17 protein-coding genes are annotated in these 20168 nt (G+C 52.5%); 6 read left to right on the forward strand and 11 right to left on the reverse strand.

The features are described 5' to 3' along the window. Positions 1 to 4 precede the first annotated feature (4 nt). The 7 genes from cmr5 to cas6 form a co-directional block, all read right to left on the reverse strand. On the reverse strand, positions 5 to 379 hold the full coding sequence (gene cmr5, locus EP25_RS0109475; RefSeq protein ID WP_036300411.1) for a type III-B CRISPR module-associated protein Cmr5: 375 nt from the start codon (positions 377 to 379) through the stop codon (positions 5 to 7). Continuing rightward, entirely contained in the window at positions 372 to 1340 is a 969-nt protein-coding gene (gene cmr4 / locus EP25_RS0109480; protein WP_327036924.1) for a type III-B CRISPR module RAMP protein Cmr4, read from the reverse strand. Before cmr4 ends, cmr5 begins: the two co-directional genes overlap by 8 nt. Then, positions 1328 to 2491, reverse strand: a complete 1164-nt coding sequence (locus EP25_RS0109485) for a type III-B CRISPR module-associated Cmr3 family protein (RefSeq protein ID WP_031433644.1) — start codon at positions 2489 to 2491, stop codon at positions 1328 to 1330. The genes cmr4 and EP25_RS0109485 overlap by 13 nt, the downstream gene beginning before the upstream one ends. After that, the gene (gene cas10 / locus EP25_RS0109490; protein WP_031433645.1) at positions 2488 to 5391 is read right to left on the reverse strand and encodes a type III-B CRISPR-associated protein Cas10/Cmr2; all 2904 of its coding nucleotides are present in this window, start codon (positions 5389 to 5391) and stop codon (positions 2488 to 2490) included. Before cas10 ends, EP25_RS0109485 begins: the two co-directional genes overlap by 4 nt. A 1-nt stretch (position 5392) precedes the next feature. Beyond that, the gene (locus EP25_RS0109495; RefSeq protein ID WP_152555628.1) at positions 5393 to 6418 is read right to left on the reverse strand and encodes a hypothetical protein; all 1026 of its coding nucleotides are present in this window, start codon (positions 6416 to 6418) and stop codon (positions 5393 to 5395) included. A gap of 105 nt (positions 6419 to 6523) precedes the next feature. Next, the gene (gene csm6, locus EP25_RS0109500) at positions 6524 to 7624 is read right to left on the reverse strand and encodes a CRISPR-associated ring nuclease Csm6 (RefSeq protein WP_031433647.1); all 1101 of its coding nucleotides are present in this window, start codon (positions 7622 to 7624) and stop codon (positions 6524 to 6526) included. A 14-nt stretch (positions 7625 to 7638) separates the two neighbouring features. After that, positions 7639 to 8607 (reverse strand): CRISPR system precrRNA processing endoribonuclease RAMP protein Cas6, encoded by a 969-nt coding sequence (gene cas6 / locus EP25_RS0109505; protein WP_031433648.1) that lies wholly within the window; start codon positions 8605 to 8607, stop codon positions 7639 to 7641. 341 nt (positions 8608 to 8948) lie between these two features. Here cas6 and EP25_RS0109510 point away from each other — a divergent pair, with 341 nt between their 5' ends. Beyond that, complete coding sequence (locus EP25_RS0109510; protein ID WP_031433649.1) at positions 8949 to 9230, forward strand: hypothetical protein; 282 nt, start codon at positions 8949 to 8951, stop codon at positions 9228 to 9230. Between the two features lie 275 nt (positions 9231 to 9505). Here the strand turns inward: EP25_RS0109510 and EP25_RS0109520 are convergent, their stop codons facing one another. From EP25_RS0109520 to EP25_RS0109530, 3 genes are all read right to left on the reverse strand, one after another. Further along, positions 9506 to 11053: a SulP family inorganic anion transporter gene (locus EP25_RS0109520; RefSeq protein WP_084191001.1), complete on the reverse strand. Its 1548-nt coding sequence runs from the start codon at positions 11051 to 11053 to the stop codon at positions 9506 to 9508. After that, complete coding sequence (locus EP25_RS0109525; protein ID WP_051906998.1) at positions 11050 to 11769, reverse strand: carbonic anhydrase; 720 nt, start codon at positions 11767 to 11769, stop codon at positions 11050 to 11052. The genes EP25_RS0109520 and EP25_RS0109525 overlap by 4 nt, the downstream gene beginning before the upstream one ends. 395 nt (positions 11770 to 12164) lie before the next feature. Continuing rightward, positions 12165 to 14099 carry a Clp1/GlmU family protein gene (locus EP25_RS0109530; RefSeq protein WP_031433653.1) on the reverse strand — a complete coding sequence of 645 codons (1935 nt, stop codon included), beginning with the start codon at positions 14097 to 14099 and terminating at the stop codon, positions 12165 to 12167. A gap of 285 nt (positions 14100 to 14384) precedes the next feature. Between EP25_RS0109530 and EP25_RS0109535 the strand changes: the two genes are divergently transcribed. Next, complete coding sequence (locus EP25_RS0109535) at positions 14385 to 14789, forward strand: DUF2513 domain-containing protein (protein ID WP_031433654.1); 405 nt, start codon at positions 14385 to 14387, stop codon at positions 14787 to 14789. 255 nt (positions 14790 to 15044) lie between these two features. After that, positions 15045 to 16334 carry a hypothetical protein gene (locus EP25_RS0109540; RefSeq protein WP_031433655.1) on the forward strand — a complete coding sequence of 430 codons (1290 nt, stop codon included), beginning with the start codon at positions 15045 to 15047 and terminating at the stop codon, positions 16332 to 16334. Between the two features lie 56 nt (positions 16335 to 16390). Here the strand turns inward: EP25_RS0109540 and EP25_RS0109545 are convergent, their stop codons facing one another. Further along, positions 16391 to 17329, reverse strand: a complete 939-nt coding sequence (locus EP25_RS0109545; RefSeq protein ID WP_036300414.1) for a MerR family transcriptional regulator — start codon at positions 17327 to 17329, stop codon at positions 16391 to 16393. A 308-nt stretch (positions 17330 to 17637) separates the two neighbouring features. On the opposite strand from EP25_RS0109545, the gene EP25_RS0109550 reads away from it, so the two are divergent. The 3 genes from EP25_RS0109550 (at position 17638) to EP25_RS0109560 (ending at position 20137) form a co-directional block, all read left to right on the forward strand. Then, positions 17638 to 18072, forward strand: coding sequence for a hypothetical protein (locus EP25_RS0109550; RefSeq protein WP_051906511.1), 435 nt, complete (start codon positions 17638 to 17640; stop codon positions 18070 to 18072). Positions 18073 to 18487: 415 nt separating this feature from the next. After that, positions 18488 to 19453, forward strand: a complete 966-nt coding sequence (locus EP25_RS0109555) for a hypothetical protein (RefSeq protein WP_051906513.1) — start codon at positions 18488 to 18490, stop codon at positions 19451 to 19453. Positions 19454 to 19477: 24 nt separating this feature from the next. Then, positions 19478 to 20137 carry a DUF6989 domain-containing protein gene (locus tag EP25_RS0109560; protein WP_031433659.1) on the forward strand — a complete coding sequence of 220 codons (660 nt, stop codon included), beginning with the start codon at positions 19478 to 19480 and terminating at the stop codon, positions 20135 to 20137. Positions 20138 to 20168: the final 31 nt, after the last annotated feature.

Consider the following 20168-nt stretch of genomic DNA (forward strand, 5'->3'; position numbering starts at 1 on the left):
CTCCTTATCGATAATCGATGGCCGCAAATTGGCGTATCCAGCGCAGCAAAGCCAGGGTTTCCTGGGTCGCCCGGCGATATTTAGCGCTATCGGCTTGCAATAACGCATCCATCATGGTTGCAAACGGCACATTGGCGACCGGCTTACCCGTTAAATAAGTCGCCAGCCAATCGATAATATGCCGGTTTAAATCCCGATGATGGTTATGCTTTTCGCCTTTGTCTTCATAAAACGCCAAGGTCTGCATCAAGCCGTTATTCATAATCAGGGCCGGTGCGCCCTTGGCCAATTTCATATATTCGCCGCCGCAGCCTTGCACCTTTTCCCAAGCATAGGCTGCTCGCCGTTGATCCAAACTCGGTTGCGCCTGTTTAATCATGCTTATCTCCTTTGACCGAACAGACGATTTGTCCGCGTCCGGTGGTGGCATCGCCGCCGAATTGCACCATGCGGCCATGCAAGCCCTGCCAGTGGTCATTGCCATTAACCAGCGTATCGACTATCTGTGTGGCTTCCATGCGATTATCGCCTCCGTCGCCTTTTTTATAGCGCTCCCGACTAGCCATCAGGGTCGTATAAAGCAGGCTTTCCGGCGGCAGGTTTTCGCTGTAGAACAAGGCGCCGCCATCGGCGGTGCCGCTGACATCGTCGATGCGCACATGCGGCTCGACCACGGTGGAATTGACGGCGAAATAATGCATTTCTTCATTGGAAAGCAGGACCAGATCCTTCTTCAGCTTGTCGCGGAAGAAGCTGTAGTTCTCCCCTTCCGGCAAACCGTTTTCAGCCATCCAGTCGGCAATTTGTCCCAATGCATTATCCGCATCCAATTGGGCAACGAGTTCGTAAGCTTCTAGCGCAATGTGATCATCGCTCAACAAATCGGGATTGCGCAGCCGGCAATGGCCGCTGGATATGTCAGGAATATTCCAGTCGGCTTGAATGCCAGCCAGCGTCATGTGCCGCTGCAAACGCGCCAATAACAAGGGCGAGGTTGCGTAGACATAGCCCGCTTTGGCACAACGCACCGGAAACGCCAGTAATTGTCCGTCACCAAAACTGACCGCCCCAGCATGTTCGGCCGCATCCTTTTCAGGGCCGAAAATCCGCTTCAGCAATTGATTATCGCTGCCGCCCTGCGCCCAATAATCATGGCGAATAGCACCCTTGATGCCGGAGCCAGCCATGACCGGGTAATCGGTATGTTTTTCGCGTTGAATGGGATTGTCGATCAAGCCGCCGACCGCAGTGCCCGCTCCCATATGCACAGGGCTAATGCAATATAAAAAAACGATTCGGTTTTCCTGAAACATAGTCTCTCCTGAACTTAGCGCGGCCATGCCGCAATCATGATATTGTTGAAACCTTCCGCAGAGCGCCGTTTATCAGGATAAACGGCAATCCGCGACAGTCCTTGTTCGACAAGCTTGTGGAGGGAATCGATAGAGCCCTCGAATTGATCCAACCAGTAAACGCTGCCGGTATTGACCGCTTTCAGCGCGGGCTTAGGTTTGTTTTCGGCCAAGTCCCAACCGCTGACGGTTTCCGACCGCGTGATAGACGCCGAAACCAGATGCGCGGCAAATTCGTCAGTTTGCCAAATAATTTCGCCATTTTTTTCAATCATCCCCGGCAACAACCAACCGGACTCAAACAGGCCCGGCGTCGTCAAGAGCACCCGGAATCGCTTGCTTTGCTCGATCACAGACCAATCCGGCTCCGGCATAGCCCAGGCGATTTTGCCATGCCTTGCGCCGCGTCCGTCGCCGCCCAAGCGTATAACGCCGGTCTCGGGCAGTAGTCCCTTAGCGCCGCTGACACCGGCCAGAAATCCGACATCTTCCGCCATGGCTACGGTATCAACGATATAAAGCTGCCCTTCAAGAGTCGTTCGCGCCGATTCATCCAAAGCAATACCCAGGCGAGGATCGGTTTGCCAGAGCCGTTTGGATTCAAGCAGGTGTTCCGGTCGAATGGGTCGGGCATTCAGCCAGGCTGCGATGCCTTGCCGGTTCAACCACAAGCCGCTGTCGGGTTTGGCCTGAGTCGCGGTGCGGAAAACCGGAATCTGCCCGCACCGCGCATTACAAAGTATCTGTGGCGCCAATTTTTGTGGCTGTAAATACTGTATTTGCGTTGGTTTATCCGATGCGAAACCGGAAACGATCATATCCGATGGCAACGGCATATAAATGTCAATTATCTGTCCAGCATCCGTCTTAGCCAACAACAAATGACTGATGCGGAAATCGCCGGGTTCAGTCGGCGACCCCAGGCATTGCGCCATCGCTTCAGGCAGGCGTGCATCCCCCACCGCGAATCGACCGCCATCGATGCCCTGTTCAGCCAATATCTGCGCGCGTAACGCGCCGGCGGACAGCGACGGCCAGGGCGGCATCACCGCCTCTCCCGGCGTCGATGCGTCGGCGAATAAGCGATTACCGCGCAGATACAGCACGTCCAAAGGCTGCAAGAAATGAAATTCCGTCATCGTGATCCTCCCGAACGGCTATCGCGCGCCAAGAATTCGGCGACGCCGATGAATTGTGTGATGAAATCGGTTGGTGTTTGCCCCCTGATCGACATACCCATCTCGACCAGACTGTGAGCCAAATCGTGATATTTTTCGATACCTTGATTTTGTCTGACTAACGGAAAGGCCAGCGATTTTTCCAAAAGAGCACGATAAAGTGCCTGGTTATTTTCAAACAGTGCTTGCGGCGGCAATTGCCTCAACCAGTCTTGGGCTATATAGGCCGCCCGCCTCGACATATTTGGTTCGGCCAATGCATCCCTAAGCCGCATTAACTGCCCCATCGGACTGTCCAGCAGACTTTCCGGTTGATCCGGATGATTGAACCAGGGACAGGTCAGTTTGATATCGCCGCCGGAACGCTTCAGTGCATCGATCGCGAAAGCGTTACGGCCGCCCATTTTTTTGGCGCGCTGTTCGGCGGCCCGCACCGATTTCAATACTTGCCCCAGCGGAGCGGTATGATGGGCGATCACCGCACCGCAGGATGCCGTGGCCCTCTCGCCCATGACCCGGTACAGCGTGTTTTGTTTGCGCACGTAGCCGTTGCCGATGTCCAGTGGCCTGCCCGCCTGCTTGAACAGCTCCCAGACTTTATCCGGCTCGCCATTGACCGGAAACTGACCGCTGTAAACCAGCCGCAACAACATCATCACCGGTAACAGATCATCGACCGCCACCATCGCCATCACATCGTCCCCGCCGGCATAAATCACCTTGCCTTTATACAGATCCTCGACGACAGTGCGAACCAAATCAAGAGAAAAGCCGTTGAGTGCTTCGGATATCGCCATATGGCGGGCGGGCGAGGCATGACGTAAACTGTCGAGATAAGGCCGTAATTGGTCGGCATGACGTCGGTCGATGCCGGCTTGCACCTGGCTGTGCCAACTGTCCCGGTAAGGCATGCGATATGTATCCTCGCTACCGGCAAGCCAGGCGCCCATGTGATCGCCGTCCAGCAAAATCAGGCCGTAGTAGCTTTCCTGGAAAAACCGGCTCAGGGTATTGGCGATTTCAGGCGTTATTTGGCCTTCCTTGCCGTCTTTGATAGTGGCTTCGTAAAACGACGGCAGTTTTTTAGCCAATGTGCGTATGGCTTGATTATCCCTCGCCTGTTTCAGCAATTTTTTCGGCAAGGCCGATTGCGTATCCCAGTTTTCAAGCTGGGCGCGCAACGCCGTCGGCAAATCATTGTCTTGCGCATTGTTCAGCCATTGTTCGAAGCCGGTGGCAAACGCCATATCATGGGTGGATACGACATAGCGCGACAGTCCCTCCAAACCGTCCACCGCATTTTTGATTTCATCGATAAAATGTGTCGGCCACAGCCTTTTCAGCATATCCAGGGCACTCAGATGTTCGCCTTTTTTAACCCAGGAAGGTTTTCTTTCGGCGACTTTCAGCCATAAGGTATCTTTTCGTTTACCAGGCGGCAGTTGCAGTTGTTCCGGGTCGGTCGTCAGCCATTCGTATTCGCCGCTCAGCGTGTTTCGGTAACCCTGTTGCGGCATTTGCTTGAATGTCCGGGTCGATTTGGCCGCCGCCGCGACCCGGTCCAGCAAATCGAATACGGCCGGATACAACACGCCGGGATTGGGGTTATAGAATTTCCAATTCTGTTCGGGTTCTATGGCTTTATTCAATAATTTCCACAATTCGCTGTCCAAAAAACCGGGCATATTGGACTCGGGGTAAAACGGCCGCATCGCGTCAGCCAGTCCTTCGGTATCGACCGAACCCTTTTGCTGTTGGCATAACCACGGCACCGCTGCCCAATAAACTTCGGGGAAACCGTGCAATTGTTCCTTGAGCTGCTGGTAACAATACAAACCGGTGTCGTCATCGATGCGTGCCTCATTTAGACACTGTTTCAGCATGGCTTCCGCTTCGCTGGATACCCAAGCGCGCACTCGCTCTGTCACTTGTTGGGCGAGTTCTTTTGCCAGCGAAGCCGGAACCAGCGCGACGAATTTGTTCGGCAAAGCAGCCGAGAATAGCGGGTTGCCGTCGGTTTTTGCCTTGCGCCATTCACAATCTTGAAATCGTTCCTTCGCCAGGCCCATCTCTTTTTGCAGCCACAAGTCAACCATCGGCACGCCGCGCAATTGCGGAAAAATAATCGCATCCGGACCCAGGCTTTCGCAAATGACTTTCATTCCTTCCCAGACGATGCGCGACAATAAATGCGAACCGGCCCATAAGTCCGAGGTCGAACGACCCGCAGCGATGAACGACTGCACCGGGCCGAAGCTGATATTCAGCAATGCCGGTCGATCGTTGTCATCGGCGGCGAAGGCGCCGCAAAAAGCCGAGGTCAAATCCAGGTGCGCCCAGATGGTATGGTCGGGTATTCGGGTATCGGCCGGCAGCAAGCGCCATAAATGTCCCAAGCCTTCGGGATTGAGTTCCGGACCGAAACGCCAGAAACCGAGCAGGGTTTTACGCCAGTCTATCGAACCGTCCGGGTTATTTTCGATCAACGCTTTGAAACTGTCGGTGCTGAATGCCTTGATATGTTCTGGCTCGATGCTCAACGACCCCAAATCGGCGCTTTTGCCAGTCAGCGGATGTTTGATTTCGGGCTTCTCGTGAAACCGAACCTGTGTCCACTTCGCGAAACGATTATTCGCATCCTGTGGAAATTGCGGCCGGTCGGCGGCGGATGCCCAATGATCGGCCTGCTTGATCCGTTTTTTGGTTTTCTCATCCACGCCATCGGGGAAAAAGCTTTTCAGCAATGTTCGCGTCGTTCCGCCTTCATGGCCGGCCGGGTCGCGCATCAGAACCAAGGCTTTTTCAGCCGGGTCATGCACGCGCGCCGCCAATTTGATTTGCCAGAGTGTGTTGTTTTCCATGTTATTGGCTCCCGGTTCTGTCTAATTGTCCGTCCAGGTAGGCGTGGACTTTTTGCCAAATCTCAATCTGATTATTAAGTATCTGTTTCCTGTTTTTCAAAGCATCCGCCATATCTTCAGGTACAGAACAAGGTATATGAAAAACCAAACCATAAAATTTTTGATCTTGAACAATTACCTTAAACCGCATTTGGTTGGCTATACGCCCCTTTTGGATTAAATACCCTCGTTTATCTTTTTTAGGCTGTCCATCTCTATAAGTTTCTATCCAGCCGTCCACACCATGATGTGTAACGGGATATGAAAGAATGTGACGATTATCCAATGCCGGTTTCGCAGCATCTTGATTTATCTTGAAAGGAAAATTTTCCACTCGGAAACCAATTTTGATTTCCGCCAGTCGTTTGATTACTTCTCGCCAACTATTGAACGCTTCGGTTTTCCAGATCAATACGCCTTTGCCATCCGTACCGATGGCTTGCGGCCATTCATCCTGCAAGCATATTTCCAACGGCCGCTGCACGTTGCCGAGTTCCGCCCGGCCATCCAGAAGTGTCGAGTAATCGGCCAGATCGGGGTTAGCCAGAGCGATCGACCCCCAACCGTTGCGCGATCGCCCGCCCAAGGTTCCGAACCAGTTAACCAGTTGCATGGTTTGGTTGAAAACAGCCTGTTCAGACTTAGGATGCATTAAAATGAGTCGGTTATTTTCCATCGCATCGATTGCCGGTGAATATTTGAGTCCTTTTTTATAGTCCAACGGCCCATAGCCCAAATACAACTGCGAACCGACCGGAAATTTAACTTCCGGATGCTTTATTTTCGGGTCTTTGTTATTCCAGGCCATCAAGCTTCCGGGTTGACACTGCGCCAGTTTCATTCTCACTCGACTGCGCATCGCCCATTCCTTGCCCTTGCCGTCTTTCAACCAGGCATGGCCGAATAAACGTCCTTCCCTTTCACGAATTCTTTGCCAGACATGGCCTTCTTCACTTGCAACGGCGATCCGCCACCATTGCTGAATCAATGCCTTGAACGGCGATGTTCGCCAAGCGGATTTTTGTTCGGCATCGCCTAAAAATCCGGGGACATTGAACGCCACCGTATATTCATTTTTCTGCATCCTTCCTCCTCATAAATATTCAATCTGTTCGTCTTTCAATTCAATCCGGTAATAAGTCCGCGGCCTTTTCCCGTGCGCGGCGATCAAATAAGGCCCGGCCCTGCCCTGAAGGGCTTTCTTGATGGCGCCGTTGACGCGCGATTTGCGCTGTTCGAAGAAGCTTTTGCTCATGCCGTGTTGCAAGGCTGCTTCGGTCCTTTCGCCCGCGCCCATTTCGCCGATGATTTCTCGGTAATGTTTCAGATACGCTTGCGCGTAGTCCGGATCGGAAACCCCTTCGCTCGGGCAAGAAATAGGCGCTCGCTGTTGCAACTGGTTTTGAATCAGCCAATCATAAAACGCCAAGTCGGCCGGTTTGAGGCGAATACCGATGCCTTGCGCGGTGATGACTCTTAGCTTTTGGTCGATGGTCAGCTTTTCCGGGCCCAGCTTTTGCTGGGCCCTCTGCACGGACTTGCTGAAACTGCTGCGTCCCGTCAGCAAATCGTCGTCGAGGCCGTGGCGCAGGCGCACGAAGGCGATGTCGGCCAGCACGACTTCGGCCTGCTTGGTATCCAGCGGTTTGTTGCTGCGGTCGTTGGTATAAATAGTTTGCGAATACGGCGTCGGATAGAAGAATTGCGGATGCGATTCGTAATGGGCCGAAACCAGGACGTGGCTTAGCCGGTCCTGGTCGCGTCCGTACAGGGACAGGGCGTAGCCGGCATAAAACCCCATCGTTTTCCGCCCGCCGGCGATACTGACATGCAGCCTGTTTTCCGGATCGGCGGTAAACTGGCGTATCGTTTCGGTAATGCCGTCGGCCATGGCCCGGTTGTCCTGTTGGCTGCGGATGTCGTGCAAAGGCCGGCCGCTTGCATCGCATAGGATATGGATATGGGCTGAGTCGAATCTCGGCGGCCTCAAGCCATAATCCGCGTAAAAACGATTCAGCCAGCGGTCGTTGATCAACGTCAACCGGGCGCGCTCGGCGCCTTCGTCCGTGGTGAGGATGTGAATGCCGTCCGGCATCTGCTCGCCGTTTCGGTGCAAGGCATACAGGGTTTCGGTCACCACTTGCGGACTAAGGCCGGTGACGCATAATAATAGGTTTTTTTGTCTTTGTTCCATGACTCGATGATTGCCTATTTCATTCGATTATCGTCGCTTGGCAAGCTTGCCGTTTCGATGCTGTAATACCCCAATCCCATGCTGGTGCCCTTGCCGGCGTGGATCCATTGCCCCAGCCACAGATAGGGCCAGAACGGTTCCAGGCCCGGCATGGCCAGGCTTAATGTTCCGACGACGCCGCCCATGTTCATTTCCGCGTCCTGCCGCGAAGAGTAGCGTTTCCAGTCGAACCATTGCAATTGCTTATCGCTGAATTGGATTTGCCTGGCTTGCCGCGTCAGTTCGGCGAAATCGGTTTCCAATGGGGTTTCGCCGTGGAAATAAGTCAGCATCGATATACGCCGCAGCAGGTTGCCGAAGAAGGCACCGAAATTGAACGATTGCGGGGTCAGATTGCGGCCGTTTTGTTTGATACGCAATGGGGTGTGCAGGACAAGTTCGATGCGATCCGGCATGGGAGGCGGTTCGGCCAGGCTATCGGCTCCTGGAAGCGTCAACTGGCCCGCCTGGTATACGGTTGCCATCGTGTCGTTGTTAAGGCGTTGCCGTATGTTTTCCAGGATAAACGGCTGTCGCCCGCTGCCAATGCCGTCCTGCCCGGCTTTCTGCAAGGCATGCACGATATAGGGAAAAAACTTTTGCCCCTGCCCGATCACTATGAGCTCGAGTCGATATTTACCGGCTTCCTCCGCATTCTGCTGCGGAAAGCGCAATACGAAGGGATGCGGGGAAGCCGTGTATTTACGCATCTTTCCGGCATTTGCCGGCGGAGGCGTCTCGAAGATATAGGAATAGGCGCAGGAACTTTGCAGCATGCAGTCCGCGCAAGCCGTATCGCGGACGATGCAGACCGTTCTTTTCAGGGCGTGGCCGAACGCGCCGCGCCAGGCGGAGCCTGGGTAGCGCGGCAGCCTGACCGGACCGGCAACGGCAAACTCGAACTGGTAGTGATAAACGGGTAAAGCGGGAATATGTGGCGACATTGCTGAACCTCCTTGTTTAACGAATGTATCGGATACTAACAATCAGGGTGATGTTTGACAAGCTTGCCGCAGGCGCTTTTATGTAGTCCATAGCTTACAGACTTACGTACAATATACAGTCCACGCCCCTTCCTGTAGCATCGTTCGCGTTGATTGCTTTTCTGAAAATTAAGGAATTGCCGGTTAATACAGTATTTGCGGTTAAGGGAAATCGTATTTTCCTTAACAGAGCGCCGAGAATTCGGGGACGGATTGATTCAGCGCTTCCTTAAAAATCGAGACATCGACAAGAATACAACAACTCAATTAATAACAATCTCAAAAAACCGGGGGGCATTGATATGAAATTCCTATCTGCTTTTCTTTTCATGCTGTCGTCATCGATCGTTCAGGCCGACCAGGCTGCCATCACCCACGTAAAAATCGAATGCAGCTGGGGTAAGTTAACCATGGAAATGAGTCAAAACGACGGCTCTTCTCTCGCCGCGCTTGTGTCTGAAGCAACGGAAAATGGCCATGCACCGACGAATGGGCCTCGCATTGGCCTGGCTAGCGCCATGGCCCAAGGGAAATTGCAGGAAACGTGTATGATGCTGGAGGATTTACTTTATGAGCGGGTGTGAATGAAGGCGTTTAATGGATACGATACCGTTCGCACTTTAAAATTCGGTTTTTATGAACCTTCATCCAACCTTCTCCCGGTGGGAGAAGTTATCAATGTGCCGAATTTTGAAGTGCAATGGCTATCACAACGTATCGTTCAGAATTGCAAAGATCGGTCAGAGTCAAGGCCGGCTCAACGCGCCGGCCTTGTTTAGATTATTGATGTTGAAGACCCAAACTAAAAACACGATCCCCCTAATAAAGCCCTAAACCCGGTTACCAAGGGACCCGCCATTTACGCCAGTTGTGCCGCCAATGGCCCATGAACCACGACCTCGATGTTGTCGTCCGGCGCCGTTTTCAAAAAGTTTTGCAACGCCTCCCTGATATCGAAATCGATGAATTTGGCTTTCGAGGTATCGACCACCACGGTACTGTTTTCCTCTATTTCGTTGAGCAAGCGGCGTAGTAAGGCCTTGTTTAAAAAAGAAACGTCCTTGTTGAGGATCAGAGTGTAATGACCTTCCTCGTAATGCAACACGATCGACTCGCGGTAATTGGAAACAATGACGAAATAAAGTCCGATGCATATGCCGATGACGATGCCTTGCAGTAAGTCGGTGATCAGGATGAACAACACGGTGGTCAGGAACGGCAGGAACTGGTTCCAGCCTTGCCGGTACAACGCCGCAAATTGTTGCGGTTTGGCCAGCTTGTAGCCGGTTTGCAATAAAATCGCCGCCAGACACGCCAACGGAATCAGGTTCATGAATTGAGTCAGGAACAAAATACTCAACAACAAGAAAATACCGTGAACAAAACTAGAGACGCGGGTATGGCCCCCGGCGTTGATATTGGCCGAGCTACGCACGATGACGGCGGTGATCGGCAAACCGCCGATCAGCCCGCTGAGCATATTGCCGAATCCCTGGGCCTTCAACTCCCGGTTGGTGGGAGCGGTCCGTTTCAATGGGTCCAGTTTGTCGACCGCTTCAAGGCTGAGCAGGGTTTCCAGGCTGGCGATCACGGCCAGGGTAATGGCGGTGCTATAGATGTAAGGGTTGCTCAAGTAGCTGAAGTCGGGCAAGGTAAACAGGCTAAAGAATTCCGCCATGCTGTCCGTGACCGGCAATTGGACCAGATCGCCGTCGTTCACCACCATGGCGGGAAACCACTTCATGGCTATCGCATTATGCAAAACGCCCCAGCCGACCACCACTAACGGCCCCGGAATCAATTTGGCCAGGGGCATGCGTTTTAACAGCGGCGACTCCCAGAGCAGCAAAATCAGCAGGGAACCCGCTGTGATAATGGTGCTGCCGTACGAGATGGAGCCTATTGAATCCAATAATTCCTGGAAACTGCTGGCGGCGGTTTCGTTCATGTAGCTTTCGTCGCCCTCGAAGCCCTTGTGGTACCCCACGGCATGGGGCAATTGCTTGATAATCAGGATCAAACCGATCGCTACCAGCATGCCTTTAATCACGGCGGATGGAAAAAAGGCACCGATGATGCCGGCGCGCAAAAAACCGAGCGCCAACTGGATGACGCCGGCCAAGACGACACTGACCAAAAAGGCCTTATAGCTGCCCAATTGGTCGATGGCGTTGAAAACGATCACCGTCAAGCCGGCCGCCGGGCCGGAAACGCTGAGTTGGGAACCGCTGGCCCAGGACACGACGATACCGCCCACCAAGCCGGCGATCAAACCCGCGAATAACGGTGCGCCGGAAGCGAGCGCGATACCCAGACACAAAGGTAAGGCCACCAGGAAAACCACCAAGCCGGCGGGAACATCGTGTTTCAGATTCGCTAAATAATACTCAAGATGTTTTTGGATCATAACAACCTGCCTTGATAACGAACGCCAAAATTATCGATATGCTTATATTCGGCCTCGGTAGCCGGTTGGACGTCGTCGACGTCCTCATACTGAAAAATCGGGTGGATAGTGGATTTGTCCGGGTACAAGGTCAGCAATGGCGAAAGCATTCCGTCGTGGAGTCCGTAAACCCAACCGTGAATCACCGGACGCCGCTCTTCACTCCAGGCCTTTTGAATGATTGAGGTATGGGACAAGGAATTCACCTGTTCGATGACATTCAGTTCGACCAGCCTATTGCCCCGTTGCTTGAGGCTTCTGATGCCATCGAGCTCATGTTGGTGCAGGCGATAGGTATTTTTTATATGCATCAGCCATTTGTTGGTGATGATCGAATTTGCCGACTGCTTGTTCAATGCCGCCTGAATGCCGCCGCAGTTGTAATGGCCGCAGACGATAATATGTTTGACTTGCAGGATTTCGACCGCATATTGCAATACGCTGAGACAATTAAAATCGGTATGTATGACCTGATTGGCAATATTGCGATGGATGAATATTTCGCCAGGTTGGGCATCGACGATGATCTCGGCCGGGACCCGGCTATCGGAACAACCGATCCATAAAAACTCGGGCGTTTGGGTTTCCGCCAACTTGTCGAAAAATTTAGGATCGTTCTGCCTCTTTGCCGAAGACCATTGCTGGTTTTGTTGTAATAATTTTTCATAGGATTGCATGATTGGTCCTTGGTCTTGATGGATCATTTGTTTTTCAAACTGAGCGGTCTGTCTAATGATCGCCTTAATCAACGTTTTCTCGGAAAACCGAAATGCCTAAGCATCCCCGAAAATATTTCGAGACCTAGCCGGTCGACGAACAGATTTCAGTCTTGCCTACCTTCGGCGATTTACCCGCGCAAACGAAGCGGACAGTTTTGATAGTATTGTATCGATACTACCTTACAAGAACCTTTCATCCCTGCCAGAACGTTCGTCAATAATTTTGGGTTGACCGGAATGGCGCTTTTGTCCAGGAAAAGCAAGCCGAGCGGTTTCAGGTTATCGCGGGGAAGGAATGACAGAGAACCGCTAGCCCCCAGTGAGCCGAAGCCTCCCCGAATGCTGCAAGATTTTTATTTAGGCGAAACGACGCGGGAACACACGTCGCTGATTTCCCGGTAGACGGTTTCCGGGCATTTTTCGTAGCGTTTGGAAAAATGAAACGGCACCAACTGGGTGACGTCGGCAAGGGTTGCGATATTGCCGCACGCCTGGGTGGTCAGATGTCCGGTCCTGCGGGCCTGCTCGCTGTCTGCTTCGAGGAAGGACGCTTCGCAAAACATGACATCGGCTTTATGGGCCAAGCCGGCCAAAGCCGCGCGGTTGGCATCGCTGGCGGCGAAATCGGTGGCGTAGACTAATTTTTCGCCGGGCGTCTCGGTCAACAGCGCCTCGGCGAGTTCGCCGACTTGCCGCTCGCCGTAGCCGGGCAACGGTATCAGGGCCTTGCGTTCGCCTTTGTCGGCCAATGACTTTAACCGCTTGAGCCAAGGACCGGCCGGCAGATTCAAAGTTTTAAGCGCGCTCTTGTCAACGCCGAGTTTCGCTTTGCTTTCAAAAGCATAGGCCTGCACCGGCGTGCCGTGGTCCAGCGTGACGGTGCGAACGGTGAAGGACGGCTCATCGACAATCTTCCCATCGATTATGCGCAGGTCGGGCAAGTCGCGGGATTCTCGGTAACCGGCTTGGACTTGAGTCCGCCGCAAACAAGCGCCATGAATCTCGGCGATTTCGAAACGCGGCCCGGTATCGCCTACGCGGTCCCAGAGGATACCGGCGATCAAACCGTTGATATGGTCAAGCAATCCCGGCGGACCGAACAAACGGCAGCAAGGAAAATCGCCGAGCCGGGAACGCAACAGCCACAGAAATCCGCCGATATGATCGATATGGGCGTGACTAATGAAGACATCGCTGACTTGATGGGCGATGCGGGTCGGCAACCTGCCCGAATCGCCCAAATCGAACAACAGACTGCGTTGCTGCTGTTGCAGCCTCAGATGCAGCAAAGGATCGCCGAAGACGCCATTGATCAAGGTCGCGTAAACGCCGCGTAATTTAACCGCCGGTCTGGGTCCGCCACCGTAATCCTTGGTCGGGTAAGGCAACGCCTCGGGCGGCGGCAGGAACTGGAGATTGGCGGCCGCGAACGGCTTGGCGCTGACCAATAAGCCGTTTTCGATGCAGGCGTCGCGCAGCAATAACGTTTTCGATGCCATCGCCAACCGCGGAAGCCTGACGCGAAGGCTGTCGGCCTGCAAGGCGATAATTTCGCCGATACCGATGGTTTTGCCGGCTTGCAAAAAGGCGCATTGCCGCCCCGCCCAGGCGTACGCCACATCCCGAGGCGGCGGCGTGCCGAGCAAATTCAGTTCCGATATGTCCAGATTCATTTCCTTGGCGTCGCCGAAGTGGGCTCGCCAGAGTCGGGTACGCTTGTAGTCGCGGGCCTTCTTACCGGGCCGCCTTGCCTGGGGATGAGCCTCCATCGCTAAAATGCGGACGTTCGACGCTTGCAGTTCCGGCAGCAACGGCAACGGCTTCGACCGCCTCGCCAATACCAGCACGGTATCGATGGCCAGCGACTCGACCAGGCCCATCAGGCATTCCGCGCCGGCGACACCGCGAACCATGCCCGGCGCATCGACCAGCATCAAGCCCCGCGCCGGCTTTTCGCCCAATTTTTTGACGGCGCTCACTAGCGGCAGACGAAAACGGCCGGCGTCCAGGGAGCAAAGCGCCTCGTACGCTAACACTTGCCAGCCGTCTTCCCGCCACAAACCCAACGACACGGTCCCGGGCAGACCGAAAGCTGGCGAACCAGGATCGGCACTGATGCCACGGCACTGCCGGCCTTTGGCCGAGAGCGTCCGCGCTAATTCGCGCATCAACGTGGATTTGCCGATGCCGGCCTCGCCGACAAGCAGAATGCGTTGCCCCGCCGCCAGCAGTTTTTCGGCAAGGGCCGAGGAATCATAGGGCAAAATCTGTGAAACCGATCGTTCCATTGTCTTTAAAGATTTTTGTCAAACTAATTTTCATTATTGCGTAAAATTAGCCATGAAAGAATTAAATGTCGCTATTCAGTGAGCGGTTGAGCGTCAATTGCCTTGACGATCCGTTGCTTGCCGAACAAGTGTAGGCGGCAAGGCAGATTTTCGCTCTGACCGGCTAGCAGTCTCGCAGCCGGCATGAAGCATCGCGGAATGCAGACCCTTGATACCACGCCATCCCTACGAACCGGACACTCGCCGGTTAACTTGGCGTTCAACCCAAACTAGTAAAAAAGCATTATGAAAATAGATCAAGAATATTTAAAACTAATGCTAAACACATTTATTGACTCGCCTCATTCGTTTATCTGGGTCTCGGATCTCGTGGATAGAGGGATTGAGATGGACGACAAGTTTCTTTTCCATATCCAAATTTTGGAGGACCAAGGATTCGTTGAGCCCTTGGACAAAAAAAGCGACTTGGGTTACGAAATTTTGCTGGGTGGTCAATATAGGTGGAATAGCCGGCCATTAAGGCTGACCGCTTCGGGGCATGAGTTTGCAGAAGCCGTCAATAAATCGGAAATTTGGGAAATAATGAAAGAAGAGTTCAAGGATTCATCATTATCCACGCTGAAATCTGCGGCAGCCACTCTGCTCAAGGCCTTTGCTAAAAAGCAAATCGACAAATACCTTCAGTTCTAAAACGTGCCGCTAAATGGCCTAAAGCCAGCCCCTCGATCAAGCGGCCGATCTACCCGGATAATCGGGAGTATTTAGCGTCCAGGCCCCGCTCTTCGGTCGTGATGCGGCCTTCGGTTTTTTATTGCTTTTCTCATACTGCCCGGGCTAACGGCTCACTCGAAACCCGGATTTTGCTTGCGTATCACTTTTTGCTGCGGAAATGGGCGCGACCGACTACAATCGAACCATAATCCGATTGCAGCGGGAGACGGTGCCATGAGATACGACGATATTCCGAACTTGAATAACTGGAAAGCCGATGCATTTGTTATTCACAAACTTCCCTTGGACCCGATAGTCAGGGATATCGACGACATGTTGGTGAAATACCAACAGGCATTTTCGCCGATGGCCAAGCGAAACCTGTTGGCCGACCTGGAACGGAGCTGTTTGGCATGGAAACCGCCGAAGCCCAAGAATGTCGCGATGGATGCGTTGCTGGAGGTGGTCAGAAGAAAGCTGGCGTATTCCGGTTCGGTCGCTCATACCTACGATAACGCGGTGTGCATCAGTTACAGCGTAACAACCGGCGCGTTTGAAGGCAATACTAACATCGTCAAGTATCAAGGCCAGCTGGACGATGAACAAGATATGCGGGAACGGGTGCAACAAATGAAAGCCGCGGTCAATCAGGCTTACAATTTTGTTCCGCCGGCCTCGCGAAACGATGACAAGACCCTGAAGATATTCATGGCGCCCGAGTTTTTCTTCCGTGGCCGCTATGGCGCCTATCCGCCGGAACTTGTGTCGCAAATTTTGCCACTGTTACGGAGCGGCGACAATGGGACCGGCAAACCGCTATTCAAGGATTGGTTGTTTATATTCGGTACGGCGATTTCCGCGGCCATCGACGCTCGGCAATATTGTTTTACCTGCCACTCCGGACAGCACATCGTTTTTCAACGCGACCCGACAAATCCCAGCCGAACGATTGCAAAATGTTCCAAGGGAGCGGCACACGATGTTCGGGAGGGTATTTATGGTGCAATCATCGATAATGTGGCGCTGATTCAGAAAGGTTCCGAGGACCACTTGGTGGCCAAGGAATTCATCTCTGGCATCGATTTTAGAGACATAAAAGACGGCAAAGGGCCTTTCGTGTCAATGAACAATGCGGGGGTCCGGCAAGATATGCCACCGTTGAGCACGGAAGGCGCTCGCGGCAGCGGAATCACCTCCAAGTTTACCGACGAACGCATGGGAGGCGGCGTCTTTAATATCGACGGCATCACCTTCGGCATGGAAATTTGCCTGGATCATGCCGAACATAAACTCAGCGCGGCAGGTAACCTGCAAATATTGCTCATTCCTTCGGCCGGCATGGAGATCGAACCTGGGCACACGATCATCGACGGCATCTCTTTCAATGTCGATGGCTTACGGGCGGAGGGCGACGTCCTGCTGCGCAGCGGCGCGGGCGTGCGGCCCTCGAAAACACGACATTCGTTAAACGGGATAAAGGGAGATATTGAAGTATTTCAATCTGTACCAATCCCTTATGTTTAGTCTCGTAGCAGGGCCTCGGAACCGCGCCATCCCGACTTCCGCTAGCCAGGCACGAACTAACTGGATAATTTCAGCTCATCCAACAGATTTTTGAATTGCTCGATTCCATCCTTGACCACATGGGCATTCAATTCGGCGGCCAGAGCCTGATATTTATAGGCCAAGCGACCGCCAATGATGAAGGCGGTCCGTTCCGGGATCAGTTTTTTCAACTTTCGTAGTTCGCGGCTGGTATTCAGACTGTCGCTATCGAAGCTGATGCTTAACGCGACGGCTTGAGCATTTTGATATTTCACCGCAACCGCGACTTCTTCGGCCGGCAAATCCGGCCCCAGATAGGTCACTTGCCAGCCTTTGAATTCCGCGACAATGGAGGCCAACAAGGCGCCCAGTTCGTGTTGATTGCCGATCGGCGTGGCCAGCACCAGTTGCGGCGCATCGGCATCGCGCGGCTCGTTACTGCGCAGAATGTAAGCCATCGAGCGAATGATCGCGGAAGCCATGTGTTCCTGCGCCGGCCGCAGCTTGCCCATTTGCCAGTGCTCTCCGATTTGCTGTAGCAACGGCGTCAACAGCGCTTCGATGAAGACCAGTGTTCCCAGTTCCAGCAAGGCGTTTTCAAACTGCTTTTCCAAGCTGCGCGAATCGAAACTGTCGATAGCCGCCAAGCATTTCCGTAAATAGTCTTCGCATAAATGCCGCTGGTCTTTGTGTATCGGGGTGGCGTTAGTGTCGCTAATGTCGGGCGTTATTAAATGCCGTAATTGTTCGATCGACAAGCCGGCTATTTGACCGATGCTGTGGCCATGCTGGGTAGCAAGGTGCAGCAGTTTGAGTTTGACGATATCGTCGTCCGAATAAAGTCGTTGCTTGCCGTCGCTTCGGCTAGGTTCGATCGCTTTGTAGCGGCGTTCCCAAGCCCTGATCAAGTCGGGTTTGACGCCGGAACGTTTGGAAACGGTACCAATTAAATATTGCGGCTGAGGGTCGGACATAAAACATTCTCGAAAAATCATCATTGAAAGTTGAACATGCCTTCGGGCAGATCCGTCGATCATCGATGGGAAATTATTTGCTTGGCATTGTCTCTTAACAAGATCTTGACAAAATTATTCGACATTAGCATTACATTTCCTGACATTATTGGATTTAATATACCTGCAAGCAAGCAATTGTCCAAATTCTGTTTAAGTTTTTATTGACAGAAGCGCTTTTCACGATAAATTGATCATTGCCTTAGGGCGAATATCCTCTTCTATTTTTCCCTCCTCTCTTAGGAGGGTCTTTTTAAGGTCGGTTTGTTATGTTGCGATTGAAAGCTTACTTTTCTCAAGCCATCGAGGTCATCATTAAGACTAATTTTGCCGTTGCAATTGTTTTGATAATCGGCGTACCGGCGATGACGATATTCGGTGACTATTCCTTGTTCGAAGACAACAACGAACTATACGGACCATTGGCGAATAATTTGCTTTTCATGCTGATTTATTTGGCCCTGGCGGAAATAAACATCGTGCTGTATTGCTGGTATCGGGAAAAACAGTCCCTAATGGTCTGGGTTGGCTTCTTTCATATCTTGACCATCGGCGGTTTGGAGTTCTACAGCAACATCAATCAAATTCCCGTGGATCCTTCCTATGATCTGTTTTTCCTTTATGAAGGCGTTTCCCATATCTTACTGGGCTTTCTATACATGCTGAAAAGCGGCCTGCTCGGCCGTCATGAACTCCGTTTTTGACCTATCCGCCTTACCTTCATCGAGGACATCCGGAATGCTGAAAATTTCCGGGCTTACGAGAATGGCCCGGCTGACCGATTTGCAAGCCAATCGGAGCGGCCGGACTAATTCCGACCGATCAGTTTGGCGGCGACTTGCATCCATCCGGACATAGAACAATCCGCCTATCCTTCCCACAATATCGCTACCTTCTCGCATCGTCCCAGCAACTTAATCCGCTTGACGACGAACTTGCGGACCGCTTGCTTGACTTGCCGATGAATCAAGGATTTCTATTGTCTCAAGCACAATAAAGCGCCGCGACTGATCCAAGTTTAAAATTTCAAAAAATTCAATCCTTTGTCTAAACTGTTCGAGAATGGGTGGCCAACAATTGACGACCTGGACAATAACAATAAACAAAAAAGGGCTATCAATGAAACCGAACTCGAGTATCGATTTTAAAATATTCTTTGTTTTTATCGCGGTCCTGGCGGTTCCTGCCTTGATCACCTTGTCGACTATCGATGTGAGCCAAAACAAGATCGTTCCGGTCGAAAACTCCTCCCCATTGGGCTACACCTGGAGCCTTTCCTTGTTTATCGTACCGATACTGGCCATCGTTGCCTGGCTTCATTTACGGCATAAAAAGATCATCATTCAAAAAGCTTTTTGGATTTCATTGCTGTTTTTGATTCCGTTGGGCTTTATTCTGGACCTGTTTTTCGGCTTGAGTTTCTTTACGTTCAAGAATCAGGGCGCCGTGTTGGGAATTTATTTACCGGGTTTGGATATCGCCCAGTGGAAGTGGCTGCCGGAACTGCCGATAGAGGAATTCGTCTTCTATGTCACCGGATTTATTGCAGTGTTGTCGATCTATCTGTGGTGCGATGAATATTGGCTGGCCGCCTACAATATTCCCGATTATTACCAGGAAAGCAAATCGGTCGATAAGCTGGTGTTATTTCATCCGCAATCGATCGTCATCGGCATTTTATTGGTCATTGCGGCCACGCTCTATAAAAACCTGGTTCCGGGTCCGGATCAAGGCGGTTTTCCCGGGTATTTCGCATTTTTGGTCGCCGCCAGCTTCATTCCTTCCGCCGCATTTTTCAGAAGCACACAGCGCTTTATCAATTGGCGGGCGTTCAGCAGCACTTTCTTCTTCGTATTGTTGATCAGCTTGATCTGGGAGGCGACGCTGGCCGCGCCTTATCAATGGTGGGGCTACAACGACCGGCAAATGATCGGCATTACCGTCGACGCATGGGTCGGGCTGCCGGTTGAAGCGGTTTTAGTCTGGATGGCCGTTACCTTTACTACCGTGATCGGCTATGAAACGATCAAAATTATCCTGCATAAGGACACCGCTTTGAAACACGCGCTGTTCGGCAAACAATAACTCGCTCAATCATTAGGATAAAACATGACATTCGACTCCCGCTTTAAATTTATCCTGGGAACCATGGTCTTCGCCTTGGCGGCGGACCTGGTCGCCTGGAAGCTTCGAGCCGGTTGGCCGGCGGCGGCATTGATCACGGCGGTGATCAACCTGGTGCTTTTGTTTTATGTTATCAGGCAAAAAGACACACTGTTGGCCAAATTACTTTTCTTTGGCGTGCTGGTCGGTTTTGGCGAATTACCTACCGACCATCTGGCCGTCGCGATACAAAAAACGCTGGTTTATCCGAGCGACGAGCCGTTTATTTGGTCCTCGCCCGCTTATATGCCTTTTTCCTGGACGATCGTGATGACGCAATTCGGTTACCTGGCCTGGTGGATGACGCAGCGATGGGGATTGGCCGTCGCGACCGTTTTAACGGGAATACTAGGCGCGGTTAATTTACCCGCCTACGAGTTTTTGGCCAAAGGGGCCGGCTTCTGGTATTACCGGAACGCCACTATGGTGTTCTTCGATTCGACGCCTGTTTATGTCATCGTCGGCGAGTTTTTGCTAACGCTGAGCATTCCCTATATCGTTCGCCAAGTGGAGCGATCGCGCGTAATCGCGATCGTCGCCTGGAGCGGGGTGCAATCGCTCTTGATCTATCTTTCCACCGTAGTCGCCTATCATTTTTTCGCCTAGCCCAGCCTTGACTCATATATGGGCTAGGCGA

This window comes from Methylomarinum vadi, from assembly GCF_000733935.1.
In the GTDB taxonomy this organism is placed as follows: Bacteria; Pseudomonadota; Gammaproteobacteria; order Methylococcales; family Methylomonadaceae; genus Methylomarinum; species Methylomarinum vadi.